Here is a 24,356-nt window from a genome sequence, read left to right on the forward strand (position 1 = left end):
CGGCTGTGGCTGTGCGGCGGTGGTGGTGCGGCTGTGGCTGCGCGGCTGTGGTCGTGCGGCCCGGTCGGGCGGCCCGGTCGGGCGGCCCGGTCGGGCGGCCCGGTGGGGCGGTCGGGCGGTCGTGCGGCAGCGCGGGTGAGTGCTGTGCGGGGCCGTTAGTTCGGCAGGTCGTGGCTAGTCGGGGCGCGCCCAGGAGACGAAACGTTCGTAAAGGTCTGGCGGTGCTGGCTCGCCGCGGGCCTGTATGTCGCCGAGCGCGTCGTACATCTGCGCGGACAAGTAGATGGCCAGCACGGTAGGAAAGGTCCGGAACTCCGCCAGCATGTTGGCCCGTGCGTTGGCGCAGGGCCACGGTCGACCGCAGACGCGGCAGTTCCAGGAGGGTCGATTGCAGAGGTGCTCGGCGCTCTTGACCATGGTTGTCATCGGTTCCCCATTCGCCCGCCGCCTCGGCTGCGCAAAACCTGGCCGCGGTAAGTCGTCAGTTGCAGTTAGCTCACGGCCCGAGTAGTTCAGCCGCATGAACCGCGGCGATCGACGGCCCCGCCAACCTTGCCGTCCGCTCGTGGACGCGGCAGGGCCGCCAGAGTCCAGCCGTCGTTCGGCCCCCCAGCCGTATGCGTTGCCCCGCCACGTGCTTGGCCGTCCTCGCCCCGTCGCATACTCCGCTGCGGTGTGGACCGGGCCCCGATCGAAGGCGGCTATCGCCCTCCGGCCCGAGGAGGATCTCTGCCATCGGCCCGAGCTCTACCCCTCCTCCGGCCAGAGGTGGAGCGTCGCCTCGGTCGGCTTCACCGACGTAGGCAGTTCACCGCGCCGAGGCAGTGGACGGCTGGTCTCACCTCGCCTGAGATCGCCTCCAGTCCCCTGCGAGTTGAGTGGTTCGTCCATGGCTCGGCGTATCGAGAAGCGGTTGGCCGCAGTGAGCCTCGTCAAAGCGGGCTGTGCTTGCCGAGGCAGGTGGTTCGTCTCAGTTCGTCGTGCCGGGGAGTGGCTGGCCTCGAAAAGCCGATTTGCCGGCACGGCGCTCGCGAGCCGGGTGCTCGCCCAGGGTGGCCTTCGTTTGTGGTGATCCTGCTCGCCTCGGGTGGCCTTCGCTCGAAGTCAGTCCGCTGCTCCGGCTCGCTTCCGAGCTCGAAGTGGCGCCTCTTCCCGGTTCGCCGTGCCGAGGTGAGCGGCCTGCTCGAGCTTTGTGCGCGGGACGGTTGGCCTCGCCGAGGTGAGTTGGCTTGCGGGGCATGGTGATCGCCTCGGTTCGTCCTCGCTCGGGCGCCTGTGGAGCTGAGCGGTTCGTCATGCGCCGGGGCGACTGCGCTCAGTCTGCCTCGTCGGAATGGGCCTGGGAGTCGTACTGAGGTGAGCTGTGCGCCGTGTCGGCGTGGGCTTGCCCGGGCTAGGGCGACCGGTGGACTGCCTCGGCTCGCTGAGTTGCCACGGGCTTGCGATGCCTTTTGTGGGTCAGCGGTGTGGCTGTGGGTGGCGCGCTTCGAGAGTAGGCAGCGGCTCCTTTCAGTGAACTCACTTGCTCGGCCGAGCGGTCGAGTCCGGCCGGCTCCTGAGCAATATGCGAGGGGGTCGGCGGGCCGGGGCTGCGTCCTGGCCCGGCTAGGGGCCAGGACGCAGTTGTACCCCCCAGTGCCGGGCCGTGGCGGCTGACCCGGTGGCTGTGTCCGCGAGGGGTGGTCGGTGGGGGCGCGATGCATGGGCTTATCGGCGGGTCAGATTTATGTGGTGGTAGGCGATCGGTGGACGTGCGGGACGATCGCGCCGGGCCCCGTCCGCGTCGGCTCGCGAGCTTTGCGGGCCGAGTTGGCCGACGCGTTCGCCTGCCTCTTTGGAACTGGGGGTGGTCGGGCCTGTGTGGTCGGGGGCGGCCCCGAGCCCTGTGCCGGGGCAGGGAATGGGGCCGGGGCCGCCCTTCGCGCCATGCCGGCCGGCAGGGACGGCGTTGGCGCTGGGAATTGGTGACCGGGGGAGGGGTGACGGGGGAACTGGTGACGGGGGGAGGGGCGGGAGGGGGAAGGCTCGGAAGACGGCGAAGCCGCAATAGGTGGGGAACGGGACCGTCGCCAGATATTGGGCGTATGTCGGGAGGGCGCGCCGCACGCTTGTCGGCTGCGGGGGTGGCGGCGGGAACGGGCGGGGCTTCGTGGGCAGGGCCCGATCAACGCAAGGCGAGGTCAGGCCGCAACTGCATCGGCGCCACAGGGTGCGCCAGTCGCGTCTGTGCGCTGGTGTCTGGGGGACCGGACGAGCGGTCTGACGACGCCTAGTCATGGGACCAGTATAGGTGACATGCGACTAGCTGTCTCCTATCAACTTGATGATTGACTAATAGTCTCACGCCTACGGTCGATCATGTGGCAGTGAAACCGATCCGGCTCATGGGCGCGCACGAGATCCGCATCCGCTTGGGTGGGGTCAGCCGGCAGCGTGCGTACCAGATCACCAGCCGAGCCGACTTCCCCAAACCGCTTGCCGATTTGGCGCAGGGCAAGGTGTGGTTGACCGACGACGTCGAGGCGTGGATGAAGGTCCACCGCCGCGACCTGGACGATTCCGAGGACTGATCCGCCGAGCGCCGGCGGGTGGCGCCCGGGAGTCCCGGAGGCTCACGGTGCTGTCTCCCGGCCCACCGAGCCCACGGGCGAAGCAGCGGCTGTCGAGTCGGGCCCGGGCGAGTCGGGCCCGGGCGAGTCGGGTCGGGGCGAGACGGGTTCGGGAGCGTCAGGGGTGGGCGGGTCAGGGGCGGGCCTCGGGTCAGCGGGCGGCCGGGGCAGGGCGAAACCGTCCTCGCGGCGTTCCACCAGGCCGGACAGCTCCAGCAACGACAGGCGGCGTAACACCGTGCGCAGGGCCAGGCCGGCGCGGGCCGACAGCTCCTCGGGTGTGGCCGTTCGCCGGGACGGCACGGCCTCGAGCACGAGAGCCGATTCCTCGTCGAGGCTGTCGCGGCGGCGTTCGGGGCCGCGGGGCGTCTCGGCGTAGTACTCGCCGATCGGGCCGACCGTCTCCAGCACGTGGGACAGGCCGGTCACCAAGGTCGCTTCGGGGTGGGCGCGCGCCAACTCGTGGCAGCCGACCGACATGGCCGACGTCACCGGACCCGGCACGATCATCGCGGGCCGCTGGAGTGCGAACACCCGGTTCATCGTCTGAATGGCGCCGCTGCGGGCGGCCGCCTCGACCAGGACCGTTCCGGCGGTGGCGGCCGCGATCACCCGGTTGCGGATGAGGAATCGGTGTTTGAGTGGCTCGGCCGACGGCGGCCACTCGCTGATGAGCAGCCCGGTCTCGGCGATCTGCTCGAACATCGCGGCGTTGCCGGCCGGATAGGGCCGGTCGACCCCGCACGCGAGCACCGCCACGGTGGGCCCACCGGCGGCGAGGGCGCCTCGGTGGGCGGCGGCGTCGATACCGAACGCGCCGCCGGACACCACCGTCCAGTTGTGCTCGGCCAGGCCGTACGCGATATCGCCGGTCACCTGTTTGCCGTAGCCGGTGGCCGCTCGTGCGCCGACGATCGAGACCGAGCGGTCGAGTGTCGGGCCCAGCGGCAGTGCCCCGCGGATCCAGATGCAGAGCGGCGGCCGGACGTCCTGGTTCACCTTCCCGGGTGTATCGAGCTCGAGGATCGACAGCGAATCGACCCGGCTCGGCCATTCGTCGTCGGCGGGCACCACGATGCGAGCGCCGAGTCGCGCGGCCCGTTCCAGGGTCGCCTCGGCCATCCGGTGCGGGTCGAAGTCCCCCATGCGGGACAACACCGACGCCTGCACGGCTCCGTCCGGGAAGTAGCCCTTCATCAACCGGTCGACGGTTTCCGGCGCCCCGTAGGACTGCACCATCGACCAGACCATCCGGTTGCCGGGCTCGGCGAGCCAGGTGAGCGCCACCCGAGCGGCCCGGTCGGCTTCACTGCCCGGTGCGCTATTCGGCGTACTCATGGGACTCTCCCATCCGTAGTTGGATCGCCTCGGTGACCTCGGCCCGGCCCGGCCGGTCGAGGCCGTCGAGGTCGGCGATGGTCCACGCCAGGCGCATGACGCGGTCGAAGCCGCGGGCTGACAGCAGGCCGCGGTCGAGCGCCGCGCGCAGGTCGGCGGTGTCGGCCGGGGGCAGGCTCCAGGGCGGGCGGCGCAGCACCGAGCCGGGCACCTCGGCGTTTACCAGCCAGCCGCTGCTCCGCCAGCGGGCGGCGGCGGCGGCCCGGGCTCGAGCGACACGCGAGGCCACCTCGGCCGACGGGGTGACCGGTGTGCCGGTGGCCACCAGTTGTGCGGCTCGTACGGGATGCAGCGAGATGCGGATGTCGATCCGGTCGAGCAGCGGGCCGGACAGCTTGGCCCGGTAGCGACGCCGAACCAGGGGTGGGCAGGTGCACGCGTGGTCCCCGGCCGGGGAAGCGCACGGGCAGGGGTTGGCCGCGGCCACGAGTTGGACCCGAGCCGGGAACTCGGTGGTGCCGCGTACCCGGCTGAGCACGATCCGCCCGGTCTCGAGCGGCTGCCGCAGAGCCTGCAGGGTGGCCGGGGCGATCTCGGCGACCTCGTCGAGGAAGAGAACGCCGCGGTGGGCGAGCGAGAGCGCGCCGGGCCGGGCCAGCCCGCTACCACCGCCGATCAGTGCGGCCGTGGACGCGGAGTGATGCGGTGCCTGGAACGGCGGCCGGCGGATCAGCCGCCCGCTCGGGGGTAGCACGCCGGCGATCGACTGGAGGGCGGTGACCTCCAGCGAAGCGGCGTCGTCGAGCTCGGGGAGGATCGACGGCAGGCGCTCGGCGAGCATCGTCTTGCCCGCGCCCGGCGGCCCGAACAGGGCCAGGTGGTGACCACCGGCCGCAGCCACCTCGAGGCCGTATCGGCCGAGTTCCTGACCGGCCACGTCGGCGAGGTCGAGGGTGGGGGTGGGGGCGAACGGTTCCGGCGGCGGCGGATCGAGCAGTACGGCGTCGCCGCGGGCGAAACGGGCGAGGCGGCGCAGTGAGTCGACCGCGAGCACGGACACCCCGGGCACCACACCGGCCTCGCACGCGTTGGCCAGCGGGACGATGACCTCGGTGATCCCGGCCCGGACCGCGGCCGCGACCATCGGCAGGACGCCCCGGACGGGCCGGACCGCGCCGTCCAGGCCCAACTCGCCGAGCACGACCACGCCCTCCAGCTGCTTGGCCGGCAGTGAACCCGCACTCGCGAGCAATGCCGCGGCCATCGCCAGGTCGAAGCCGCTGCCCTGTTTGGGCAGCGCGGCGGGAAGCAGGTTGATCGTCATCCGGCGGTTGGGCCACGTCTCGCCGGAGTTGACCACGGCGGCTCGCACCCGGTCGCGGGCCTCGTTGAGCGCGGCGTCGGGCAGGCCGGTGAGTGTGACGGCGGGCAGGCCCTGCGCGAGGTCGGCCTCCACCTCCACGAGATGGCCGGTCACCCCGACCAGGCCGACGCAGAGGACTCGTGCGTAGCTCATCAGAACGCCGCGCGGATGTGCGCGACCCGGGTGGCGCCGCGCGGCTGGGGGAACACCTCGACGACGTCGAAGCGGATGTCTCGGGGGTGCAGGCCGGTCTCGAGGAGCCAGTGCCCGGCCAGCTCGCGCAGTTTGCGCACCTTGCGATGGCCGACCGCCTCGGCGGGAGTGCCGAACGCGGTGCCGCGCCTCGTCTTCACCTCGCAGAAGACGATGTCGTCGCCGTCGCGCAGGACGAGGTCGACCTCGCCCGCGGAGCACCGCCAGTTGCGGTGGAGGATCACTAGTCCCTGCTCTTGCAGGTGTTGCGCGGCGACCCGTTCGCCGTACGCACCGACCGCCTGTCGTTCCGTCGTCATGGCAGTGAACCGTGGCCCGTTCGGGGCGGCCGCGCTACGGCGATTGTGGACAGTGCGTAACTGTGGAAAACCTCTGCGTAGCTGCGCTGATCTGTTATGTCTTCCCGGTGGCGTACGTGACGGCGGTCACCTAGCGTTCGAGATCGTGGAGGGACACCGCTACGCCGACGACGAGCCCAGCTGGTATCCGGGCCAAGGCCAGTACGCCCGATCGACCGACCCGGGGACGACGGGCTCGCATGCCCGGCCGTCCGGCGCGTTCCGGCTGCCCGAGCAGCGCCCGGCCGTGGCCCCGCCGGCCAATCCGTACGCCTTGGCCGACCCGCTCACGACCACGGGAAGTCATGCGAGGTCGCCACGCGGACCGGAATATCCGACGATCCGCCCCGTCGACGAGCCGGTGCAGCCGGAGCCGAGGGCCAAGGAGGTGGTCTACCGATCCCGCCGCCCGATATCGGTATTCGTGCTGGGTTTCGTCACGATAGTCCTTGCCGTCCCGGTAATCCGCCTGCTGATCGACGAAGGCTTCCGAGGCAACCCCGCTCCCGCCGGCATCGTCCCGGCGGTCCTGCTGACGCTCGGCTTCACGCTCACCGCCGTCGGCCTGTTCGGCCTTGCGAAGGGCGGCACGATCGAACGCGAGGCCTGGTGGCGCCCGCCGACGGCGTACCTGCCAATGGGTTTGATCTTGCTGGTGGCCGCCGGCCTGGCGGTTGCCTGAGGCACTCGGAGTAACAAAACGGCTTGGCGTATGCTTGTCCCCGGCGACCGCCCTGCGCGGTCGACCTCGCGTGCCCTCTGTCAGGTCTCTTAACGGACCGACAGCGACGGCCCTCCCTGGTCCCGATCTTCTCGGGTCCGACTGTGGCCGGCGACCGGGCGCCAGGACGCCCACCGCCGGTGGGCGTGCCAACCAGGGAAAACAAGGAGCAATCAACCATGGCCGTCGTGACCATGCGTCAGCTGCTGGAAAGCGGTGTCCACTTCGGGCACCAGACCCGGCGCTGGAACCCGAAGATGAAGCGCTTCATCTTCACTGAGCGTAACGGCATCTACATCATCGACCTGCGCCAGACGCTCGACTACATCGAGAAGGCCTACGCCTACGTCCGGGACACCGTCGCCGAGGGTGGTCACATCCTCTTCGTCGGCACCAAGAAGCAGGCGCAGGAGGCCATCGCCGAGCAGGCGACCCGGGTCGGCCAGCCGTTCGTGAACCACCGTTGGCTGGGCGGCATGCTCACCAACTTCCAGACGGTTTACAAGCGTCTGCAGCGCATGAAGGAGCTCGAGGCTCTGGGTGACCTGAGCGGCACCGCCGCCGGTTACACCAAGAAGGAGACCCTCCAGCTCTTCCGCGAGAAGACCAAGCTCACCAAGACCCTCGGTGGTCTGCGGGACATGACCAAGACGCCGTCGGCGATCTGGGTCGTGGACACCAAGAAGGAGCACATCGCCGTCGACGAGGCCCGCAAGCTGGGCATCCCGGTCATCGCGGTGCTCGACACCAACTGCGACCCGGACGAGGTCGACTTCCCGATCCCGGGCAACGACGACGCGATCCGCTCGGCCGAGCTGCTGACCAGGGTCATCGCCGCCGCCGTCGCGGACGGTCTGATCAAGCGCTCCGGCCGTAACCGCAACGACGCCGACGCCAAGCCCGAGGCGGGCACCGTCGCCGCCGGCGAGCCGCTGCCCGAGTGGGAGCGCGACCTCTACGAGGGCGCCGAGAAGAAGGCCGCCGACGCCGAGCCGGTCGCCGTCGCTGCCGAGGCCGCCCCGGTCACGGTCGAGACCGCCGAGGCCACCCCGGTCGCCGACGAGGTCGTGGCGGGCGCTGCCGAGCTTCCCGCGCCGGTCGCTGCCGAGTAAGAACCTCGCCAGACACGACATCGAGAGAGAGTCATGGCTAACTACACCGCTGCGGACGTCAAGAAGCTCCGCGACCTGACCGGTGCCGGCATGATGGACTGCAAGAAGGCGCTCGAGGAGTCCGAGGGCGACTTCGACAAGGCCGTCGAGTTCCTTCGCATCAAGGGTGCGAAGGACGTCGGCAAGCGCGCCGGCCGCACCGCCGCCAACGGCATCGTGAGCCACTTCGAGAAGGCGCTGCTCGAGCTCAACTGCGAGACCGACTTCGTCGCCAAGACCCCCGACTTCGTGGCCCTCGGCCAGCAGCTGGTGGAACTCGGCGCGAAGAACAACCTCGCCGACGCCGCGGCCCTGTCGGCCGCGACGCTGGCGGACGGCAAGTCCGTCGCCGACACCATCCAGGAATACAGCGCCAAGATCGGCGAGAAGATCGTGCTGAGCCGTTTCGTCGTCCTCGACGACAGCGGCAACGTCGCGGTCTACCTGCACCGCAAGGCGCAGGACCTGCCGCCGCAGGTCGGCGTCCTGGTGCAGTACGAGGGCAAGGACGACGAGGCGGCCGACGCCGACGCCCGTGGCGTCGGGATGCAGATCGCCGCCATGCGCCCGCGCTTCCTCAAGCGTGACGAGGTGCCGGCCGAGGTCGTCGAGTCCGAGCGCCGCATCGCCGAGGAGACCGCCAAGGAGGAGGGTAAGCCGGAGAAGGCTCTGCCCAAGATCGTCGAGGGCCGGGTGAACTCCTTCTTCAAGGACTTCGTCCTGCTCGAGCAGTCCTCCGTGGTCGACAACAAGAAGACCGTGAAGCAGATCGCCGACGAGGCCGGTCTGACCATCACCCGGTTCGTCCGGTTCGAGGTCGGCCAGGAGTAAGTCGGAACACAGATGCTGAGGGAGGTCGGGCACGCGATTCTGCGCCCGGCCTCCCCGTCACATAAGGTCTCTGCTGGGCTATGAAGGGAAGGCGGGCCGCATGACGATGGTGACCGAGCAGGCAGTTCCGGTTGACGACCCGAATCCGCCGTCGCTGCGACCCCGTCGGGTCGTGTTGAAGCTCTCCGGCGAGGTGTTCGGGGGCGGGGCGGTCGGTGTCGACCCGGACGTCGTGCAGGGCGTCGCCCGGCAGATCGCCACCGTGATCCGCCGTGGCATCCAGGTCGCCATCGTGGTGGGTGGCGGCAACTTCTTCCGCGGCGCCGAGCTGCAGAAGCGCGGCATGGACCGCAACCGTGCCGACTACATGGGCATGCTCGGCACCGTGATGAACGGCCTCGCCCTCCAGGACTTCCTGGAGAAGGAGGGCATCGAGACGCGCGTGCAGACCGCGATCACGATGGCCCAGGTCGCCGAGCCGTACATCCCGCTGCGCGCCATCCGGCACCTCGAGAAGGGCCGCGCCGTGATCTTCGGCGCCGGCGCCGGCATGCCGTACTTCTCGACCGACACCGTCACCGCGCAGCGCGCGCTGGAGATCCACGCCGACATCGTGCTGATGAGCAAGAACGGGGTCGACGGCGTCTACACCGCCGACCCGCGCATCGACCCCCAGGCGCAGAAGCTCGACACCGCCACCTACCAGGAGATTCTCCAGCGTGGGCTGCGCGTCGCCGACCAGGCCGCGTTCAGCCTCTGCGAGGAGAACAAGCTCCCGATGCTCGTTTTCGGAGCCGAGGGTGACGACACGATCGTCCGCGCCGTCAGCGGCGACAAGATCGGCACGCTGATCACCGCCTGAGCCCCTTAACCCACACCACCGAAACAGCAAGGAGGCGAGAAGAGCCGGTGATCGACGAAACCCTCTTCGAGGCCGAAGAGAAGATGGAGAGCGCGGTCGAGCACGCCAAGGAGGAGTTCGCCGCGATCCGTACGGGTCGGGCCACTCCGGCGATGTTCTCCAAGATCTTGGTGGACTACTACGGCGCGCCCACGCCGGTGACGCAGATGGCCTCGGTCGGCGTCCCCGAGCCGCGCATGGTCATCGTCAAGCCGTACGACGCGACCCAGCTCGGCCCGATCGAACGCGCGATCCGCGACTCCGACCTCGGTGTCAACCCCAACAACGAGGGCACCCAGCTGCGGATCCACCTGCCGCAGATGACCGAGGAACGGCGCCGCGACATGATCAAGGTCGCGCGCGGCAAGGCGGAGGAGGGCCGGGTGGCCATCCGTAACATCCGCCGCAAGGCCAAGGAGCAGCTGGACAAGCTGGTCAAGGACGGCGAGACCGGCGAGGACGACGGCCGTCGCGCCGAGAAGGAGCTCGACGACACGACGCACAAGTACGTGTCCGTCGTCGACGAGCTCGTCAAACACAAGGAAGCCGAGCTACTCGAGGTCTGATGTCCTACCTCGATCCGCGTGCCGGGCAGACCTCCGGCGACACGACAAGCGCGCCGGAAGCCTGGCACGCGGACGACCCGGCACGCCCGGAGCACCTGGGAGACGTGACGGAACCCGACAAGAAGAGCCGCGGCAGGCGCCGGGCCGGCAAACCGGCGAAGGGCCGGGCCGGCCGCAACCTGCCCGCGGCCATCGCGGTCGGCGTCAGCCTCATCCTGCTGGTCCTCGCCTCGCTGCTGGTGTGGTGGCCGGCGTTCATCGGTGTGATCGTGGTCGCCGCCTGCGCCGGCGCCTGGGAGATGGGCAACGCGCTGCGCAAGACCGGCGCCAAGGCCCCGCTCATCCCGCTGATGGCCGGTTCCGCGGTGATGACCGCGCTGGCCTACTACGACGGCGCCGACTCCCTGGTGATCGGCCTCGCCGTGACGATCCTCGCGGCACTGGTCTGGCGGCTCGCCGACGGCTTCGCCGCGGTCCGCCGCGACTTCACCGCGATCCTGATGGTCGCGGTCTACGTGCCGTTCCTCCTCAGCTTCGCGATCCTGCTGCAGCAGCCCGATCCGACCGAGGACGGCAAGTGGCGGGTGCTCTGCACGCTGCTCGCGGTGGTGCTCTCGGACACCGGTGGCTACGCGTCCGGTGTCTTCCTGGGCCGGCACAAGATGGCCCCGTCGATCAGCCCCGGTAAGACCTGGGAGGGTTTCGCCGGCTCGATCTGCGCGGCCGCGCTCGGCAGTGCCCTGCTGCTCTACTTCCTGCTCGACATCCCGGTCTACTGGGGTCTGCTCTTCGGCGCGGTCCTCTCGGTGGTGGCGGTGGTCGGCGACCTGGCCGAGTCGATGCTCAAGCGCGACCTCGGGGTCAAGGACATGAGTAACCTTCTGCCCGGCCACGGCGGCGTGATGGACCGGCTCGACTCGATCTTGTTCGCGGTACCGACCGCGTACCTGCTCTTCGCTCTGATCTCCGCGAACCTGTCATGACGGAGCTACTTTCGCGGCGTGGGAGACTGGACAACGCCATGACGATTCTTCCGGTCATCCCGATCAGCCCTGACCAGCCCGATGCCGTCCAGACGCGGCGGCGCCCGTCGATGCCCCCACGCCACCTGGCCGACCTCGACCTCGCCGCCCGCCGGGCCGCGGTGACCGAGCTCGGTGAGCCCGCGTTCCGCGCCAAGCAGCTCTCCACGCACTACTTCGGCCGGCTGGTGCGCGACATCGACGAGATGACCGACCTGCCCGCCGCGTCGCGGGCCCGGTTGACCGACGACCTGCTGCCCACGCTGCTCACCCCGATGCGTGAGCTGGCTTGCGACGACGGGGCCACCCGCAAGACGCTGTGGCGGCTGCACGACGGCGCGCTCGTCGAGAGCGTGCTGATGGGCTACCCGGACCGGGTCACGGCCTGCGTCTCCAGCCAGGCCGGCTGCGGCATGGCGTGTCCGTTCTGCGCCACCGGCCAGCAGGGCCTGACCCGCAACCTGTCGATCGCCGAGATCGTCGACCAGGTGGTCTACCTGGCCGGCGTCGCCGCGAGCGGGGCGGTCACCGGCTCGCCGCCGCGGTTGTCCCGCGTCGTGTTCATGGGCATGGGCGAGCCGCTGGCCAACTATCCCCGGGTGCTCGCGGCGGTCCGCCGGCTGACCGCGCCGGCTCCCGAGGGGCTGGGGCTGTCGCAACGGCACATTACCGTCTCAACCGTGGGTCTCGTCCCGGCAATGCGCCGGTTGATCGCGGAACAGCTCAACGTGACCCTTGCGCTGTCCCTGCATGCCCCCGATGATGATCTGCGCGATGAGCTAGTGCCCGTCAACCAGCGTTGGAAGGTGGCCGAGGTTCTCGACGCCGCGTTCGACTACGCGGCGCAGAGCGGCCGCCGGATCTCAATCGAATATGCCCTGATCAGGGACGTGAACGACCAGCCCTGGCGCGCTGACCTCCTGGGGAAGCTCCTGCGCGGCAAGCTGGCCCATGTGAATCTCATCCCGCTGAACCCGACTCCGGGCAGCAAGTGGGATGCGAGTCCGAAACCGGTCGAGCGCGAGTTCGTCCACCGGCTGCGTGCGGCCGGAGTGGCAACCACGGTCCGCGACACCCGGGGCCGGGAGATCGATGGCGCGTGCGGCCAGCTGGCTGCGGGTGAGCTCTCGGAGGCGAGCGCAGGGGGCGCGGCCGACGCGGAGGTGGCACAGTGACTGGGCACAGATCCCAGCGAGCGGAAGTGGAGACGTTGTGACGAGTCAGGGGCAGCGTTTCCGCCGGCGTGCGCTGCGGCGCGGCTACAAGGTCGACGAGGTCGACGGCTTCCTGGACCGCGTCGAGGCGACGCTGGCCGGGGAATCGACAGGTGCGCCGGTCGGGGCCCAGGAAGTGCACGACGTCGTTTTCCGGGTCCGTTTCGGCGGCTACGACGAGTGGCAGGTCGACCTGCACCTTGACCGGGTGGAGCGGCAGCTCGCCGAGCTCGAGGACCGGGGTGGTCGCCCCGGTGCGCCCGACCCGATGCGTGACTCGCTCCGCGGTGGTCTGACCACCGGCAGCATCAATGCGGGCGGCATGAACACCGGCGGGGGCGGCATGGCCGGCCGCGGCGCGGGTGCCATGGGTGGCGCCGGGGCGATGGGCGGAGCGGCCGCGGCCGGCATGGCGGGCCGGATGGCTCCCCCGACCGAGCGCCTGCCCGCCCCGCCGATCCGCGAGGACCGGATGCAGCCCCAGCAGATGCCGCCTCGGGCGCAGCCCCAGATGCCGACCGGTGACCCCTACGGTGGCCGCTACCAGGACGACCCGTACGGTCAGCCGCCTCAGCAGCAGCAGCAACTCCCGCAGCGTCAGGGCCCGCCGCCGGGCTACGACCCGGGCTATGACAACACCGGCGGCTTCGACGGCTTCGAGGCCGGCCGGCACGGCAAGACGGACATGACCGCGGAGATCCGCATGCCCCAGCGGGAGGACCCGCGGGGATACGGTGATCAGGGCGGTTACGGCGCCCCCCCGATGTCCGGTCCGCCGATGGGTGGCGGTTACGGCCAGCAGCCGCAGCTCCCGCCGCCGATGGGCGAGCCGGGTGGCGAGCTCTACCGGGTCGACCAGCTGCGCCGCACGTTCCAGGTGCGCCGCTTCGGCAGCGGTTACGACCCGATGCAGGTCGACCGCCTGTTCGAGGGCATCCTGCAGGCGATGACCGGCCGTGGCCCGATGCCGGTGCCGGAGAACGAGCTCGACATGCTGCAGTTCGGCCTGGTGCCGGGCGGTTACTTCGAGGCCGAGGTCGACGCCGCGCTGCGCGAGGTCAAGGACATCCTGCTGCGGCATCGCTGAGACGACGACATGGAAAAGGCCCGCGCGAGCGGGCCTTTTTCGGTGCGGTTCTTCGCGGGAAAACCTACTGGTCGTTCGGCCGGAGGCCGTTGCGCCGCAGCACGGTGTCGGCGATCAGGACGGCGACCAGGCCGACCGCGAACACGACGAGGTAGATGTTTTCCGTGTTGCCCTCGTGGTTGCCCCAGAAGAACATCAGCATCACGACGGCGGAGCCGAGGGCGCCGCGCCGGGCCCATTTCCGGTTGCCCGGCTTGAGCTGGTCGGGAGCGTAGACCGGGTCTTGTTCCGCAGACACGCCGAATGTCCCTTCCTCAAAGCGATCTCACTGGGACAAGTCTCGCACGGCGCCTCCGCACGCAACCCACCAACCCGGACCGAGTACCTTCGAGGTCGTCGTCACGGCGGAGGAGGAAGACAAAGTGCGGATTACGGGCACGGGACACGCAAGCATGCGGATCGACACGTCCGCCGGCAGCATTCTGTGCGACCCGTGGGTCAACCCCGCCTATTTCGCGTCCTGGTTCCCATTCCCCGACAACTCCCTGCTGGACTGGGAAACCCTCGGTGACTGCGACTACCTCTACGTGTCCCACCTGCACCGGGACCACTTCGACGCGGCCCACCTCAAGCGCTTCGTCAGCAAGAAGGCCACGGTCCTGCTGCCGGAATACCCGACCAGCCAGCTCGAGGACGAGCTGCGCGACCTCGGCTTCACCAAGTTCTTCAAGACCAGGTCGAACGAGGTGCACGAGCTCGACGGCGGCCTCAAGGTGATGATCCAGGCGCTGATCAGCCCCACCGACGGCCCGATCGGCGACTCCTCGCTGTGGGTCGAGCACGACGGCATCCGGGTGCTCAACCAGAACGACGCCCGGCCCACCGACCTGCAGATCTTCAACGACCTGGGTCACGTGCACGCGCACATGCTGCAGTTCTCCGGCGCGATCTGGTACCCGATGGTCTACGAGCTGCCGGAGAACGCCAAGACCGCGTTCGGTAAGCAGAAACGCGACCGCCAGTTCGACCGCACCTGGCGTTACATCGACGACCTGAAGGCTGACCACGTCTTCCCGATCGCCGGCCCGCCGTGCTTCCTCGACGACGAACTGTGGCAGTTCAACGACATCTTCGGCGACGAGGGCAACATCTTCCCCGACCAGTCGGTCTTCCTCGAGGAATACGCGAAGGTCGGCGGTGACAACGCCATCGTGCTGCTGCCGGGCTCGGTGACCGAGCTGTCCGGCGCCGAGGCGACGACGAGCCACCCCACGCCGGTCGACGAGTTCTTCAAGAACAAGAAGCAGCACCTCGAGGAGATGCGGGAGCGCAAGGCCCCGGTCATCGCCGCCGAGAAGGCTTCCTGGCGCCACCCCGAGATCGACGTCCTGGGCGAGCTGAAGAAGCGCATCGAACCGCTGCTCGAGGAAAGCATCTACATGGCGCAGGGCGTCGGCGGCCCGGTCCGCTTCGACCTGACCGACACCGACGGCCCCACCGGCAACATCATCGAGTCGATCGTCGTCGACTTCCCCGGCAAGCAGGTGCGCCCCTACGTCGACGAGAAGGTCCGCTACCGCTTCAAGACCGGTCGCGCCCTGATCGAGCACCTGATCTACATCGACGAGGGCGACTGGGTCAACTCGCTGTTCCTGAGCTGCCGCTTCTCCGCGGCCCGGATCGGCCAGTACAACGAGTTCGTCTACGCCTTCTTCAAGTGCCTCTCCGAGGAGCGCCTGCAATACGCCGAGGGCTGGTACGACGAGCACGAGAAGGCGGTCGAGGCGGAGGACACCCAGCTGGGCGATTGGACCGTCCAGCGTCGCTGCCCCCACCTCAAAGCCGACCTGAGCCGTTTCGGCATCGTCGACGGCAACACCCTCACCTGCCAACTGCACGGCTGGAAGTTCGACCTACCCAGCGGTCGCTGCCTGACGAGCGTCGGCCACAAGATCCGTGCCGAGAAGACCGAAGCCTGAGTCGAACTCGACCGCGCCCGGCAGCGCGACGACCGGACAACGGTGGCGCTGATCACGCTGCCCGGCCGGGCTGAACGGGGGCGTCAGCGGCCCAGGTCGGTCAGGATGCGGTTGGCTACGTTGTGGCCGGCGGCGCCGATCACGCTGCCGGCGGGGTGGGTGCCGGCGGAGCCTGCGTAGAGGCCGTCGACACCGGTGAAGTAGGGCATGCGCTCGTTGAAGGCGACCGTGTTGTCGACGTGGTGGATGTGGCCGCCGGTGATGCCGAAGTGCTCTTCGATGCCGGGCGGGGTGAGCGGCATCATGTCGGCGACCAGGTCGGAGGTGCCGGGTGCGTAGCGGTCGCAGATCGAGAGCAGGTGCCGCACGTAGTCGGGCAGTGCTTCGGACCACGTGGTGCCGTCGAGGGAGTAGGGCACCGACTGCACGAACAGGGCGGACGAGTGGTGTCCGGCGGGGTCCTGGAGCGACGGGTCGACCGTGGTGTGCACGTACCACTCGATGGTGGGCTCCGCAGGCAGGCGGCCGGCCTGCACGTCGGCCCACATGGCGCGCAGGGCCGCCATCGGGGATTCCCGGTCGTCGGCACCGGCCAGGCCCGCGGAACCGGGCAGCAGGTGGATCGTCGAGCCGAACGGGGACGGTGCGCCGGCCGGCAGACAGGCGAAGTCGGGCAGGTCGCGCAGGGCCAGGTTGACCTTCAGGGTGGTGCCGGGGCGGCGTACCGACTCCATGTGCGCGGTCAGGGCGGTCGGCAGGACGCCGGCCGGCACGAGGCTCATCAGCTGGTAGGGGTCGCAGGAGCCGAGCACGACCCGGGCCGAGATGGATCGGCCGTCGGCCAGGACGACTCCGCCGGCCGCGCCGCCGTCGATGGTCACGCCGGTGACCCGGGCGTCGGTGAACAGTTTGGCGCCGGCCGCGCGGGCCGCGTCGGCGAAGGTGCGGGACACCGTGCCCATGCCGCCCTGGGCGATCATCCAGGTGCCGTCGGCTCCGGGGAGGCGGCACATGTTGTGTACGAGGAAGTTGTGTCCCGTGCCCGGGTCGTCGGGGCCGGCGTTGAGTCCGGAGAGGCCGTCGGTCACCGCGTACATGCTCATCAGCAGTTCGCTCTTGAAGCCGAACCGGGCGAGGTAGTCCGCCACGGAGCCGCGCACCAGGTCGATGAAGGTGCTTTGGAGCTGGGGGCGGATGTGCCGGTCGGCGATCTCTTCGACGGTGCCGGGCTCGTCGAGCCAGGCCGGTGCCAGGTCGGCGCGCAGGGCCGCGATCTCGACCGCCATCTGCTCGTCGGCGGCGATGTCGCGGGGCGAGAAGAAGCGTTCCATCTGCGCCCGGGTGGCGTCGCGGTCGCTGCCGAACAGGAGGTACGGCGAGCCGGCCGGGCCCGGGGTCGGCAGGAAGTAGTGCGGGTCGCGGCGCAGCACCGGGATGTCGACGTCGAGCGTGCGCAGGAGCTCGGGCGGCATCAGGCCGAGGAGGTAGGACCCGGTGGACTGGCCGAGTCCGGGCACCTTGGCGAAGGGCCGTTCGGTGCGGGTGGCCCCACCCAGCACACCGGCCGACTCCAGCACGACGACATCGAGGCCGGCTCGGGCCAGCAGAATCGCGGAGACGAGGCCGTTGTGGCCGGCGCCGATGATCACGACGTCGGCGTGTGCGGGGTAGGGGGTCATGACGAGCGAGCGTAGCGCGCCGGCATGTATTGGCGCTTCAGCGTTTCGTATGCGAAAAGTAGCGCAGAGTCGCTCAAGCGTGGCGTGCGGCCGACACGGTGCGGGTGGCGACGTAACCGGTGAGCAGGATGACGTGGAAGAGGTAGAGCCAGAGCCCGATGGCGACCATGCCACCGATCTGGTCGTAACCGCCGAACGGCAGGCCCAGGTCGAGCGGCAGTGAGCAGAACAGCACGAAGCCGTGCAGGAAACCGGCCAGGTTGGCGGCCGTGAACGAGCCGATGAGCACCGTGACGAGCCAATCGGGGCGGCCCGGTGCGATGTAGCGGTAGACCCAGATCACGACCGGGGTCAGCACCAGCCACGACGCGAGGAAGGACAGGATCACGCCGAGTACGGCGTACCACCCACCCCGTACCCAGAGGGAACTGGTCGTCGGAAGCGCGAGGAAAATCGCCAGCAGCAAGGCCGGCGCTGCCGCGAGAAGCGGCAGCCAGAGCACTCGGCCCTTCCAGCCGACCGCGGTGTCCTTCTCCGGCTCGCGCAGCGAGACGAAGGCGCGTCGCAGGCCTTCGCCGTAGAGCGTGGCCGGCAGCAGCCCGGCGAGCGCCATCGACGGGCTGAGGTGAAGCCCGGCCTCGATCAGCGCGGACAGCGCCCGGGGTGCGCCGATGGCATCGGGAAGCGCCGCGATGGTCTGCCCGGTGAGCCGGCGGACCCGCTCCGCCCCGGTCACGTGGCCGGTGATCCAGATGGCCAGCAGCGAGACCGGGACCACCGCGATTCCGGCATAGAACGTCACCGCGGCCGCCCGGAGCGCGAGATCCCGCCCACGGAGCGGGCGGAACACTTTCTCCAGGGTTCGCCACACGCTTTTGCTCTTACCCCGATCCGCACCGGATCTGCACATAGCCCAGCGGTCGACCGGTGGCGGGCGTCCGGGAAGATGACGGCATGCGCGACCTCGTACTGCTCGGCTCCACCGGGTCCATCGGCACTCAGGCCATCGACATCGTGCGGCGTAACCCCGATCGGTTCCGGGTCGTCGCGCTCGGGGCCGGCGGTGGCAACGTGGAACTGCTCGCGGCGCAGGCACTCGAACTGCGGGTGGACGTGGTGGGTGTGGCACGGTCGAGTGTCGTGCAGGATCTGCAACTGGCCTTCTACGCCGAGGCGCAGAAGCGGGGCTGGGCGACCGGCGACTTCAAGATCCCGCGGATCGTGGCCGGGCCGGAGGCGATGACCCAGCTGGCGAGGGAGCCCTGCGACGTCGTGCTCAACGGCGTGGTCGGCAGCCTCGGGCTCGGGCCCACGCTGGCCGCCCTCGAGTCGGGCCGCATCCTCGCCCTGGCCAACAAGGAGTCCCTGGTCGCCGGTGGGCCGCTGGTGCGCCGCATCGCCAAGCCGGGGCAGATCGTGCCGGTCGACTCCGAGCATTCGGCGCTCGCCCAGTGCCTGCGGGGCGGGGCGGCGGCCGAGGTGGCCAAGCTCATCCTGACCGCGAGCGGCGGCGCGTTCCGCGGCCGGCGGCGGGAGGAACTGACCGACGTCACGCCCGAGGACGCGCTCAAGCACCCCACCTGGGACATGGGGCCAGTGGTCACGATCAACACGGCCACCCTGGTCAACAAGGGCCTCGAGGTGATCGAGGCGCACGAGTTGTTCGGCGTGGCCTACGACGACATCGAGGTGATGGTGCACCCGCAGTCGGTGATCCACTCGATGGTCGAGTTCACCGACGGCTCGACGCTGGCGCAGGCCAGTCCACCCGACATGCGGCTGCCGATCGCGCTGGCCCTCGCCTGGCCGGAGCGGGTGCCGATGGCGGCGAAACCGGTCGACTGGCGCGAGGCGCACAACTGGGAGCTGCGACCGCTCGACGACGAGGCGTTCCCGGCGGTGCGGCTGGCCAAGGACGCGGGCCGGGCCGGGCACTGCCGCCCGGCGATCTTCAACGCCGCCAACGAGGAGTGTGTGGCCGCCTTCGTCGCCGGTCGGCTACCTTTTCTGGGCATCGTCGACACACTGGAACGCGTCCTCGAGGCGGCCCCCGACTTTGCCGAGCCGGGTACCGTCGAGGAGGTGCTTGCCGCCGAGGCATGGGCCCGTGCCCAGGCACAGCGGATGATCTCTACTTCGGCCGAAGGAGCCTGATGCTGTACTGGCTGGGAGTGGCGGCCTTCGCCCTGACCATCCTGATCTCGGTGAGCCTGCACGAATTCGGCCACCTGCTGACCGCCAAGTATTTCGGCATGAAGGTGACGAAATACTTCGTCGGCTTCGGCCCGACCATCTTCTCGTTCCAGCGCGGCGAGACGGAGTACGGCCTCAAGGCCATCCCGCTCGGCGGCTTCTGCAAGATCGTCGGCATGACGCCGCAGGACGACGACGTCGAGCCGGCGGACCAGCCGCGCGCGATGTGGCGCTTCCCGGTCTGGAAGCGGACGATCGTGATGGCCGCCGGCTCGATCACCCACTTCATGCTGGCGGTTGCCGCGGCCTGGGTGGTCGCGTTCACCCTCGGCCTGCCCAACACGTCGTACCCGCAGACCAGCGACGCCCAGTTGCAGCAGAAGCCGTACGTCACGGTGGCCGAATGCACCTGGGCCAGCATCCCGACCGACGTCAACGCGACCTGCACCCCCGGCGCCGACACCGCGTTCGCGGGCCCGGCCTACGCCGCCGGTCTGCGTAACGGTGACCTGGTGACCAAGGTCGGCGGCGTCGCGGTCGCCAACTACGGCCAGCTGACCGACGCGATCCGCAGCCGCCAGGCCGGCCAGGTCGAGTTCGAGTACCAGCACGAGGGCGTGACCAAGACCGCCTCGGTCGACCTCCGGATGGGCAACCGCAAACCGATCACCGAGGACGACGGGGCGCTCGCCAGCGTGGCCGTCGCGGGCATCGCCTGGGACACGTCGAGCGTCCCGAGCATGATCAAATACAACGCGGCCGATGCTGTCCCGGCGACCGCCGATTACAGCTGGTTCCTCGTCGAGAACACGTTCAAGGCGCTCGGCCGCATCCCGGAGAAGGTGCCCGCCCTGTGGCACTCGCTCACCGGCAACGAGCGTGACCCGGACACCCCGATCAGCGTGGTCGGTGCCAGCCGGCTCGGCGGCGAGGCCATCGAGCACGGCGTACCGGAGCTGTTCTTCAACATCTTCATCTCGCTGAACATCTTCATCGGCATCTTCAACCTGTTGCCGCTGCTCCCGGTCGACGGCGGGCACATCGCGGTCGCCTGGTTCGAGAGAGCCCGGTCGTGGCTCTACGCCCGGCTGCGCCGGCCCGACCCGGGACGTGTCGATTACTACAAGCTGATGCCGGTCACATACGCGGTCATTCTCATCGGCGGAGCGTTTACCTTATTGACGATCACCGCCGACATCGTCAACCCGATCCAGATCTTCAATAGGTGATGCAAAAGTGACCGCAATCAGTCTCGGTATGCCCGCTGTCCCCCCGCCGCCGCTGGCACCCCGGCGCAAGAGCCGGCAGATCATGGTCGGCAATGTTCCGGTGGGCGGTGGCGCCCCGGTCAGTGTGCAGTCGATGACGACCACGCTGACCTCCGACATCAACAAGACCCTGCAACAGATCGCCGAGCTCACCGCCTCGGGCTGCCAGATCGTCCGGGTGGCCGTGCCGTCGCAGGACGACGTCGAGGCGCTGCCCGCGATCGCCCGGAAGTCGCAGATCCCGGTGATCGCCGACATCCACTTCCAGCCCAAATACGTGTTCGCCGCGATCGACGCGGGCTGCGCGGCGGTCCGGGTCAACCCGGGCAACATCCGCCAGTTCGACGACAAGGTCAAGGAGATCGCGAAGGCGGCGGGCGACGCCGGCATCCCGATCCGGATCGGCGTCAATGCCGGCAGCCTCGACAAGCGGCTGCTGGAGAAATACGGCAAGGCCACCGCCGAGGCGCTTGTCGAGTCGGCGCTGTGGGAGTGCTCGCTGTTCGAGGAGCACGGCTTCCGCGACATCAAGATCTCGGTCAAGCACAACGACCCGGTCGTGATGATCCGCGCCTACCGCCAACTGGCCGAGCAGTGCGACTACCCGCTGCACCTGGGTGTCACCGAGGCCGGCCCGACGTTCCAGGGCACGATCAAGAGTTCGGTCGCGTTCGGCGCCCTGCTCGCCGAGGGCATCGGCGACACCATCCGGGTTTCGCTGTCCGCCCCGCCGGTCGAGGAGATCAAGGTCGGCAACGCCATCCTCGAGTCGCTGGGCCTTCGCGAGCGCGGTCTTGAGATCGTCTCCTGCCCCTCCTGCGGTCGCGCCCAGGTGGACGTCTACACGCTCGCCGAGCGCGTCACCGCGGCCCTGGCGGACCTGCCGGTCCCGCTGCGGGTCGCGGTCATGGGCTGCGTCGTGAACGGTCCGGGCGAGGCGCGTGAGGCCGACCTGGGTGTCGCCTCCGGCAACGGCAAGGGTCAGATCTTCGTCAAGGGTCAGGTCATCAAGACCGTGCCCGAGTCGATCATCGTGGAGACGCTTGTCGAGGAAGCCCTGCGGCTGGCCGAGGAGATGGGTGCCGAGCTACCCGAGGAGCTGCTCTCCGGTCCTCAGGTCACGGTGCACTGAAGCACACCTAGAACAGCACGGTCGCGAACGAACCTGCCGAGACGAAGCCGCACTTCGCATAGACGTGACGTGCGGCCACGTTGTAGTCGTTGACATAGAGGCTGACCGAGGGGGACACGCGCCGGAGGGCGTCGTGCACCACGGTGGCCATCGCGGGTGCGGCCAGGCCCCGCCCGCGGAACTCCGGGTCGACCCACACACCCTGCACCTGGGTCGTGCGGTTGGTGACGATGGCGAGTTCCGCCTTGAAGATCACCCGATCGCCGACGAAGCGCGCGTATGCCCGCTTGCCCTTGACCAGCTCGGTGATGCGCCGGCGGTAGCCGCGCCCGCCGTCGTCGAGCAGCGGCGAGACCCCGACCTCCTCGGTGTACATCGCCACCGCCGCGGGGAACAGCGCGTCGACCTCGCTCGGCCGCACCAGCCGCACCTCCGGGTCGGGCGCGATGAGCGGTTCCCGGTCGGCGACCATCAGTGGCTGGTTGGGCCGCACGTCGCGAGCCCGCCCCCAGTAGCCGCCGAGGCGGTCCCAGAGATCGAGCACGGCTTCCGACCGTCCGATGATCGACGAGCAGATGCGGGCCTCGGAGCCGAGCATGTCGGCGAAGGCCGCGGTGGCCGCCGGCGTCGTGCCGACCGGCACCAGATGGGCGCCGGACCAGATGATCGACTCGACCCGCCGGCCCGGCCCGTAGCCGAAGACGCGGCCGTCGGAACGCCACCAGTTCAGGCCGTGGGCGGCGACCCGCTCGGCGATCTGCGCGCCCGCGTAGGGGTCGCGGTCGAGGATTCGATCGACCGCCGCACGCTCGGACTCCCCGAGCTGGCGAATGGGCACCGTCAGCACAGGTATCACATTGCCAGATGTGGGCCGCCTGACACGTGCCGCAACCCGCTCCGCGGAAGAATCCCTTGCAGCCGATGCGTTGCCGATATATCGTCAAGCTATCGACAACAGAACGGAGATAGTCATGAGGTTCCACGGAGAAGAGCAGCACGGTCACGGTCGTCGCATGCGCGGCGGCTTCGGTTTCCCCGGCGGTTTCCCGTTCGGCCCGGGCGGTCCGGATTTCGGTCCAGGCGGACCGTTCGGCGGCCCCGGGCAACGCGGCCCTCGACGGGGCGGGCGGGGCCGAGGCTTCAATGTCCGACCGGCAGTGCTCGCACTGTTGCTCGAGCGGCCGATGCACGGCTACGAGATGATCCAGGAGCTCGATTCACGCACCAACGGCATCTGGCGTCCCAGCCCCGGCTCGGTCTACCCGACCCTCCAGCTCCTCGAGGACGAGGGCCTGATCGAGCCCGAGGCGGCCGGCGGTCGCAAGAGCTACCACCTGACCGACGCGGGCCGTCCGGAAGCCGAGACGGCCGCGCAGAACCCGCCCTGGGCGAGCATCGGTGACGACACGATGTCGCAGGTCCAGGACTTTCGCGACGCGGCGGTGGGGATCATGAGCGCCCTGCGCCAGGTCGGTTTCAGCGGCACCCCGGAGCAGCGCCAGAAAGCGCTCGAGGTGCTCAACGAGACCAAGCGCAAGCTCTACGCGATCCTCGCCGACGCCGAGTGACGACGACACGACCCGCGAAGGCGCACTCTCCGGAGTGCGCCTTCGCTTTTTGTTGAGTACGCGGTCGCACCGCACCCGACCGCACCATGGCCGAACCGGGCCTACCGGCCGGCTTCGTGCCGCACCGGGCCGTCGCGCGCTTCCGGCCGAGGCGAACCCGAGGCGAACCCGAGGCTCAGTTCAGGGTCGGCGAGCCGAGCTCGGTCAGGGTCTTGATCAAGGTGGGGGCGCCGCCCGACTCCAGGGCCGGGGTGGGCAGCAGGGCCATCACCGGAACGGTGATCCCGGCGGCGGCGTACGACCGGACCTTGGCGCGGCACTCGGCCGGGGAGCCGTGCACGATCAAGTCGTCGACCAGGCTGTCCGGGATGGCGGCCAGGGCGCCCTTGCGATCGCCGGTGGACCAGGCCTGCCACATCGGGGTCAGCATCTCGGTGCGGCCCAGCCAGCGATGGAACGCGGCGTAGGCGGGCACAGTCAGGTAGGCGGCGATCAGCCGGCGGCCCACGTTCCGGGCGTAGCCGGCGTCCTCGGTCGGGCACACGAAGATCCGGGCGGCCACCTCGAACTCGGGACCCGCCGACTTGGTCTCGGCCAGCGCTGTCGGCACGTCACCGGCGGCGAGCCAGTTCAGGATCACCCCGTCGGCCTCGGCCGCGGCCAGGCGCAGCATCCGGGGGCGCAAGGCGGCCAGCAGAACCGGCGGCGGCGTCGCGGGCGGGCGCTCCAGCCTGAAGCGGCGCAGGGTGAACGTGTCGTATTCGTGGTCGACCACTTCGCCGGCCAGGGCCGCTTTGAGGAAGCGCAGGACGTCACGGCTGCGGGCGTACGGCTCGGTGAAGTCGACCGCGTTCCAGTCGCCCACCACCACGGGGGAGGACGCGCCGATGCCGAGCTGGAACCGGCCGGGGGCGGCGTCGGCCATCGCCGCGGCGGTCATCGCCAGCAGGCCGGGGCCTCGGGTGTAGACGGGTGCGATGGCGGTGCCCAGGCGCATCCCCGGGGTCCAGGCCGCGGCCAGGGCCAGGGGGGTGAACGCGTCCGCCCCGTTCACCTCGGACGACCACAGGTCGGTGAAGCCCGCTTCGGTGAGGGCCTGGAAGACGGCCTGGTGCTCGGCCAGCGCAACGCCGCTGAGCGGCACGGTCATGCCCCATCGCATCGACATGCGCCTGATCCTGCC

At 69.7% G+C, this 24,356-nt stretch carries 23 protein-coding genes; 14 read left to right on the plus strand and 9 right to left on the minus strand.

Translation table 11 applies throughout. The features are described from left to right. Positions 1–174: 174 nt before the first annotated feature. Positions 175–426, minus strand: a complete 252-nt coding sequence (locus tag Afe05nite_RS04940) for a hypothetical protein (RefSeq protein ID WP_203815764.1) — start codon at positions 424–426, stop codon at positions 175–177. Positions 427–2,384: 1,958 nt separating this feature from the next. Here Afe05nite_RS04940 and Afe05nite_RS04945 point away from each other — a divergent pair. After that, entirely contained in the window at positions 2,385–2,570 is a 186-nt protein-coding gene (locus Afe05nite_RS04945) for a hypothetical protein (RefSeq protein ID WP_051115563.1), read from the plus strand. 42 nt (positions 2,571–2,612) lie between these two features. Here the strand turns inward: Afe05nite_RS04945 and Afe05nite_RS04950 are convergent, their stop codons facing one another. Genes Afe05nite_RS04950 through Afe05nite_RS04960 form a run of 3 tightly spaced genes read right to left on the minus strand, consistent with a single transcriptional unit; the run spans position 2,613 to position 5,822 of the window. Further along, positions 2,613–3,947: a DNA-processing protein DprA gene (locus Afe05nite_RS04950; protein ID WP_239117562.1), complete on the minus strand. Its 1,335-nt coding sequence runs from the start codon at positions 3,945–3,947 to the stop codon at positions 2,613–2,615. Beyond that, positions 3,931–5,463 carry a YifB family Mg chelatase-like AAA ATPase gene (locus Afe05nite_RS04955; protein WP_203815765.1) on the minus strand — a complete coding sequence of 511 codons (1,533 nt, stop codon included), beginning with the start codon at positions 5,461–5,463 and terminating at the stop codon, positions 3,931–3,933. The genes Afe05nite_RS04950 and Afe05nite_RS04955 overlap by 17 nt, the downstream gene beginning before the upstream one ends. After that, positions 5,463–5,822: a YraN family protein gene (locus tag Afe05nite_RS04960; protein WP_203815766.1), complete on the minus strand. Its 360-nt coding sequence runs from the start codon at positions 5,820–5,822 to the stop codon at positions 5,463–5,465. Before Afe05nite_RS04960 ends, Afe05nite_RS04955 begins: the two co-directional genes overlap by 1 nt. A 145-nt stretch (positions 5,823–5,967) precedes the next feature. Between Afe05nite_RS04960 and Afe05nite_RS04965 the strand changes: the two genes are divergently transcribed. The 8 genes from Afe05nite_RS04965 to Afe05nite_RS05000 all read left to right on the plus strand — a co-directional run bounded on the left by Afe05nite_RS04965 (position 5,968) and on the right by Afe05nite_RS05000 (position 13,354). After that, complete coding sequence (locus Afe05nite_RS04965; RefSeq protein ID WP_203815767.1) at positions 5,968–6,543, plus strand: hypothetical protein; 576 nt, start codon at positions 5,968–5,970, stop codon at positions 6,541–6,543. A gap of 218 nt (positions 6,544–6,761) precedes the next feature. Further along, complete coding sequence (gene rpsB, locus Afe05nite_RS04970) at positions 6,762–7,694, plus strand: 30S ribosomal protein S2 (protein ID WP_203815768.1); 933 nt, start codon at positions 6,762–6,764, stop codon at positions 7,692–7,694. Positions 7,695–7,727: 33 nt separating this feature from the next. Then, entirely contained in the window at positions 7,728–8,564 is an 837-nt protein-coding gene (gene tsf / locus Afe05nite_RS04975; protein ID WP_203815769.1) for a translation elongation factor Ts, read from the plus strand. Positions 8,565–8,664: 100 nt separating this feature from the next. After that, positions 8,665–9,426 (plus strand): UMP kinase, encoded by a 762-nt coding sequence (gene pyrH / locus Afe05nite_RS04980; RefSeq protein WP_203815770.1) that lies wholly within the window; start codon positions 8,665–8,667, stop codon positions 9,424–9,426. Between the two features lie 47 nt (positions 9,427–9,473). Further along, on the plus strand, positions 9,474–10,031 hold the full coding sequence (frr, locus tag Afe05nite_RS04985; protein ID WP_203815771.1) for a ribosome recycling factor: 558 nt from the start codon (positions 9,474–9,476) through the stop codon (positions 10,029–10,031). Beyond that, positions 10,031–11,014: a phosphatidate cytidylyltransferase gene (locus tag Afe05nite_RS04990; RefSeq protein ID WP_203815772.1), complete on the plus strand. Its 984-nt coding sequence runs from the start codon at positions 10,031–10,033 to the stop codon at positions 11,012–11,014. Before frr ends, Afe05nite_RS04990 begins: the two co-directional genes overlap by 1 nt. Positions 11,015–11,052: 38 nt before the next feature. After that, positions 11,053–12,228 (plus strand): dual-specificity RNA methyltransferase RlmN, encoded by a 1,176-nt coding sequence (gene rlmN, locus Afe05nite_RS04995; RefSeq protein ID WP_203815773.1) that lies wholly within the window; start codon positions 11,053–11,055, stop codon positions 12,226–12,228. Between the two features lie 37 nt (positions 12,229–12,265). Further along, entirely contained in the window at positions 12,266–13,354 is a 1,089-nt protein-coding gene (locus tag Afe05nite_RS05000; protein ID WP_203815774.1) for a DivIVA domain-containing protein, read from the plus strand. A gap of 64 nt (positions 13,355–13,418) precedes the next feature. Here Afe05nite_RS05000 and Afe05nite_RS05005 read toward each other — a convergent pair whose 3' ends face one another. Next, positions 13,419–13,652: a DUF2631 domain-containing protein gene (locus tag Afe05nite_RS05005; protein WP_203815775.1), complete on the minus strand. Its 234-nt coding sequence runs from the start codon at positions 13,650–13,652 to the stop codon at positions 13,419–13,421. A 124-nt stretch (positions 13,653–13,776) separates the two neighbouring features. Here Afe05nite_RS05005 and Afe05nite_RS05010 point away from each other — a divergent pair, with 124 nt between their 5' ends. Beyond that, on the plus strand, positions 13,777–15,333 hold the full coding sequence (locus Afe05nite_RS05010) for a Rieske 2Fe-2S domain-containing protein (RefSeq protein WP_203815776.1): 1,557 nt from the start codon (positions 13,777–13,779) through the stop codon (positions 15,331–15,333). A gap of 83 nt (positions 15,334–15,416) precedes the next feature. Here the strand turns inward: Afe05nite_RS05010 and Afe05nite_RS05015 are convergent, their stop codons facing one another. Both Afe05nite_RS05015 and Afe05nite_RS05020 read right to left on the minus strand, forming a co-directional pair. Then, on the minus strand, positions 15,417–17,012 hold the full coding sequence (locus Afe05nite_RS05015; RefSeq protein ID WP_203815777.1) for a phytoene desaturase family protein: 1,596 nt from the start codon (positions 17,010–17,012) through the stop codon (positions 15,417–15,419). Between the two features lie 73 nt (positions 17,013–17,085). Continuing rightward, positions 17,086–17,922 (minus strand): YhjD/YihY/BrkB family envelope integrity protein, encoded by an 837-nt coding sequence (locus Afe05nite_RS05020; RefSeq protein ID WP_203815778.1) that lies wholly within the window; start codon positions 17,920–17,922, stop codon positions 17,086–17,088. Positions 17,923–17,966: 44 nt separating this feature from the next. Here Afe05nite_RS05020 and dxr point away from each other — a divergent pair, with 44 nt between their 5' ends. The 3 genes from dxr to ispG are packed head-to-tail and all read left to right on the plus strand — an operon-like array spanning position 17,967 to position 21,605. Then, complete coding sequence (gene dxr, locus Afe05nite_RS05025; protein ID WP_203815779.1) at positions 17,967–19,166, plus strand: 1-deoxy-D-xylulose-5-phosphate reductoisomerase; 1,200 nt, start codon at positions 17,967–17,969, stop codon at positions 19,164–19,166. Continuing rightward, positions 19,166–20,434, plus strand: coding sequence for a M50 family metallopeptidase (locus Afe05nite_RS05030; RefSeq protein WP_203815780.1), 1,269 nt, complete (start codon positions 19,166–19,168; stop codon positions 20,432–20,434). Before dxr ends, Afe05nite_RS05030 begins: the two co-directional genes overlap by 1 nt. 7 nt (positions 20,435–20,441) lie before the next feature. After that, positions 20,442–21,605, plus strand: a complete 1,164-nt coding sequence (gene ispG / locus Afe05nite_RS05035) for a flavodoxin-dependent (E)-4-hydroxy-3-methylbut-2-enyl-diphosphate synthase (protein WP_203815781.1) — start codon at positions 20,442–20,444, stop codon at positions 21,603–21,605. A gap of 7 nt (positions 21,606–21,612) precedes the next feature. Here ispG and Afe05nite_RS05040 read toward each other — a convergent pair whose 3' ends face one another. Continuing rightward, positions 21,613–22,452, minus strand: a complete 840-nt coding sequence (locus Afe05nite_RS05040) for a GNAT family N-acetyltransferase (RefSeq protein ID WP_203815782.1) — start codon at positions 22,450–22,452, stop codon at positions 21,613–21,615. 124 nt (positions 22,453–22,576) lie between these two features. Between Afe05nite_RS05040 and Afe05nite_RS05045 the strand changes: the two genes are divergently transcribed. Further along, positions 22,577–23,173: a PadR family transcriptional regulator gene (locus Afe05nite_RS05045; protein WP_203815783.1), complete on the plus strand. Its 597-nt coding sequence runs from the start codon at positions 22,577–22,579 to the stop codon at positions 23,171–23,173. Positions 23,174–23,348: 175 nt separating this feature from the next. Here Afe05nite_RS05045 and Afe05nite_RS05050 read toward each other — a convergent pair whose 3' ends face one another. Then, positions 23,349–24,323: an LLM class F420-dependent oxidoreductase gene (locus Afe05nite_RS05050; RefSeq protein ID WP_203815802.1), complete on the minus strand. Its 975-nt coding sequence runs from the start codon at positions 24,321–24,323 to the stop codon at positions 23,349–23,351. Positions 24,324–24,356 lie beyond the last annotated feature (33 nt).

The sequence above is a fragment of the Paractinoplanes ferrugineus genome (assembly GCF_016862195.1).
GTDB classification, from domain to species: Bacteria; Actinomycetota; Actinomycetes; order Mycobacteriales; family Micromonosporaceae; genus Actinoplanes; species Actinoplanes ferrugineus.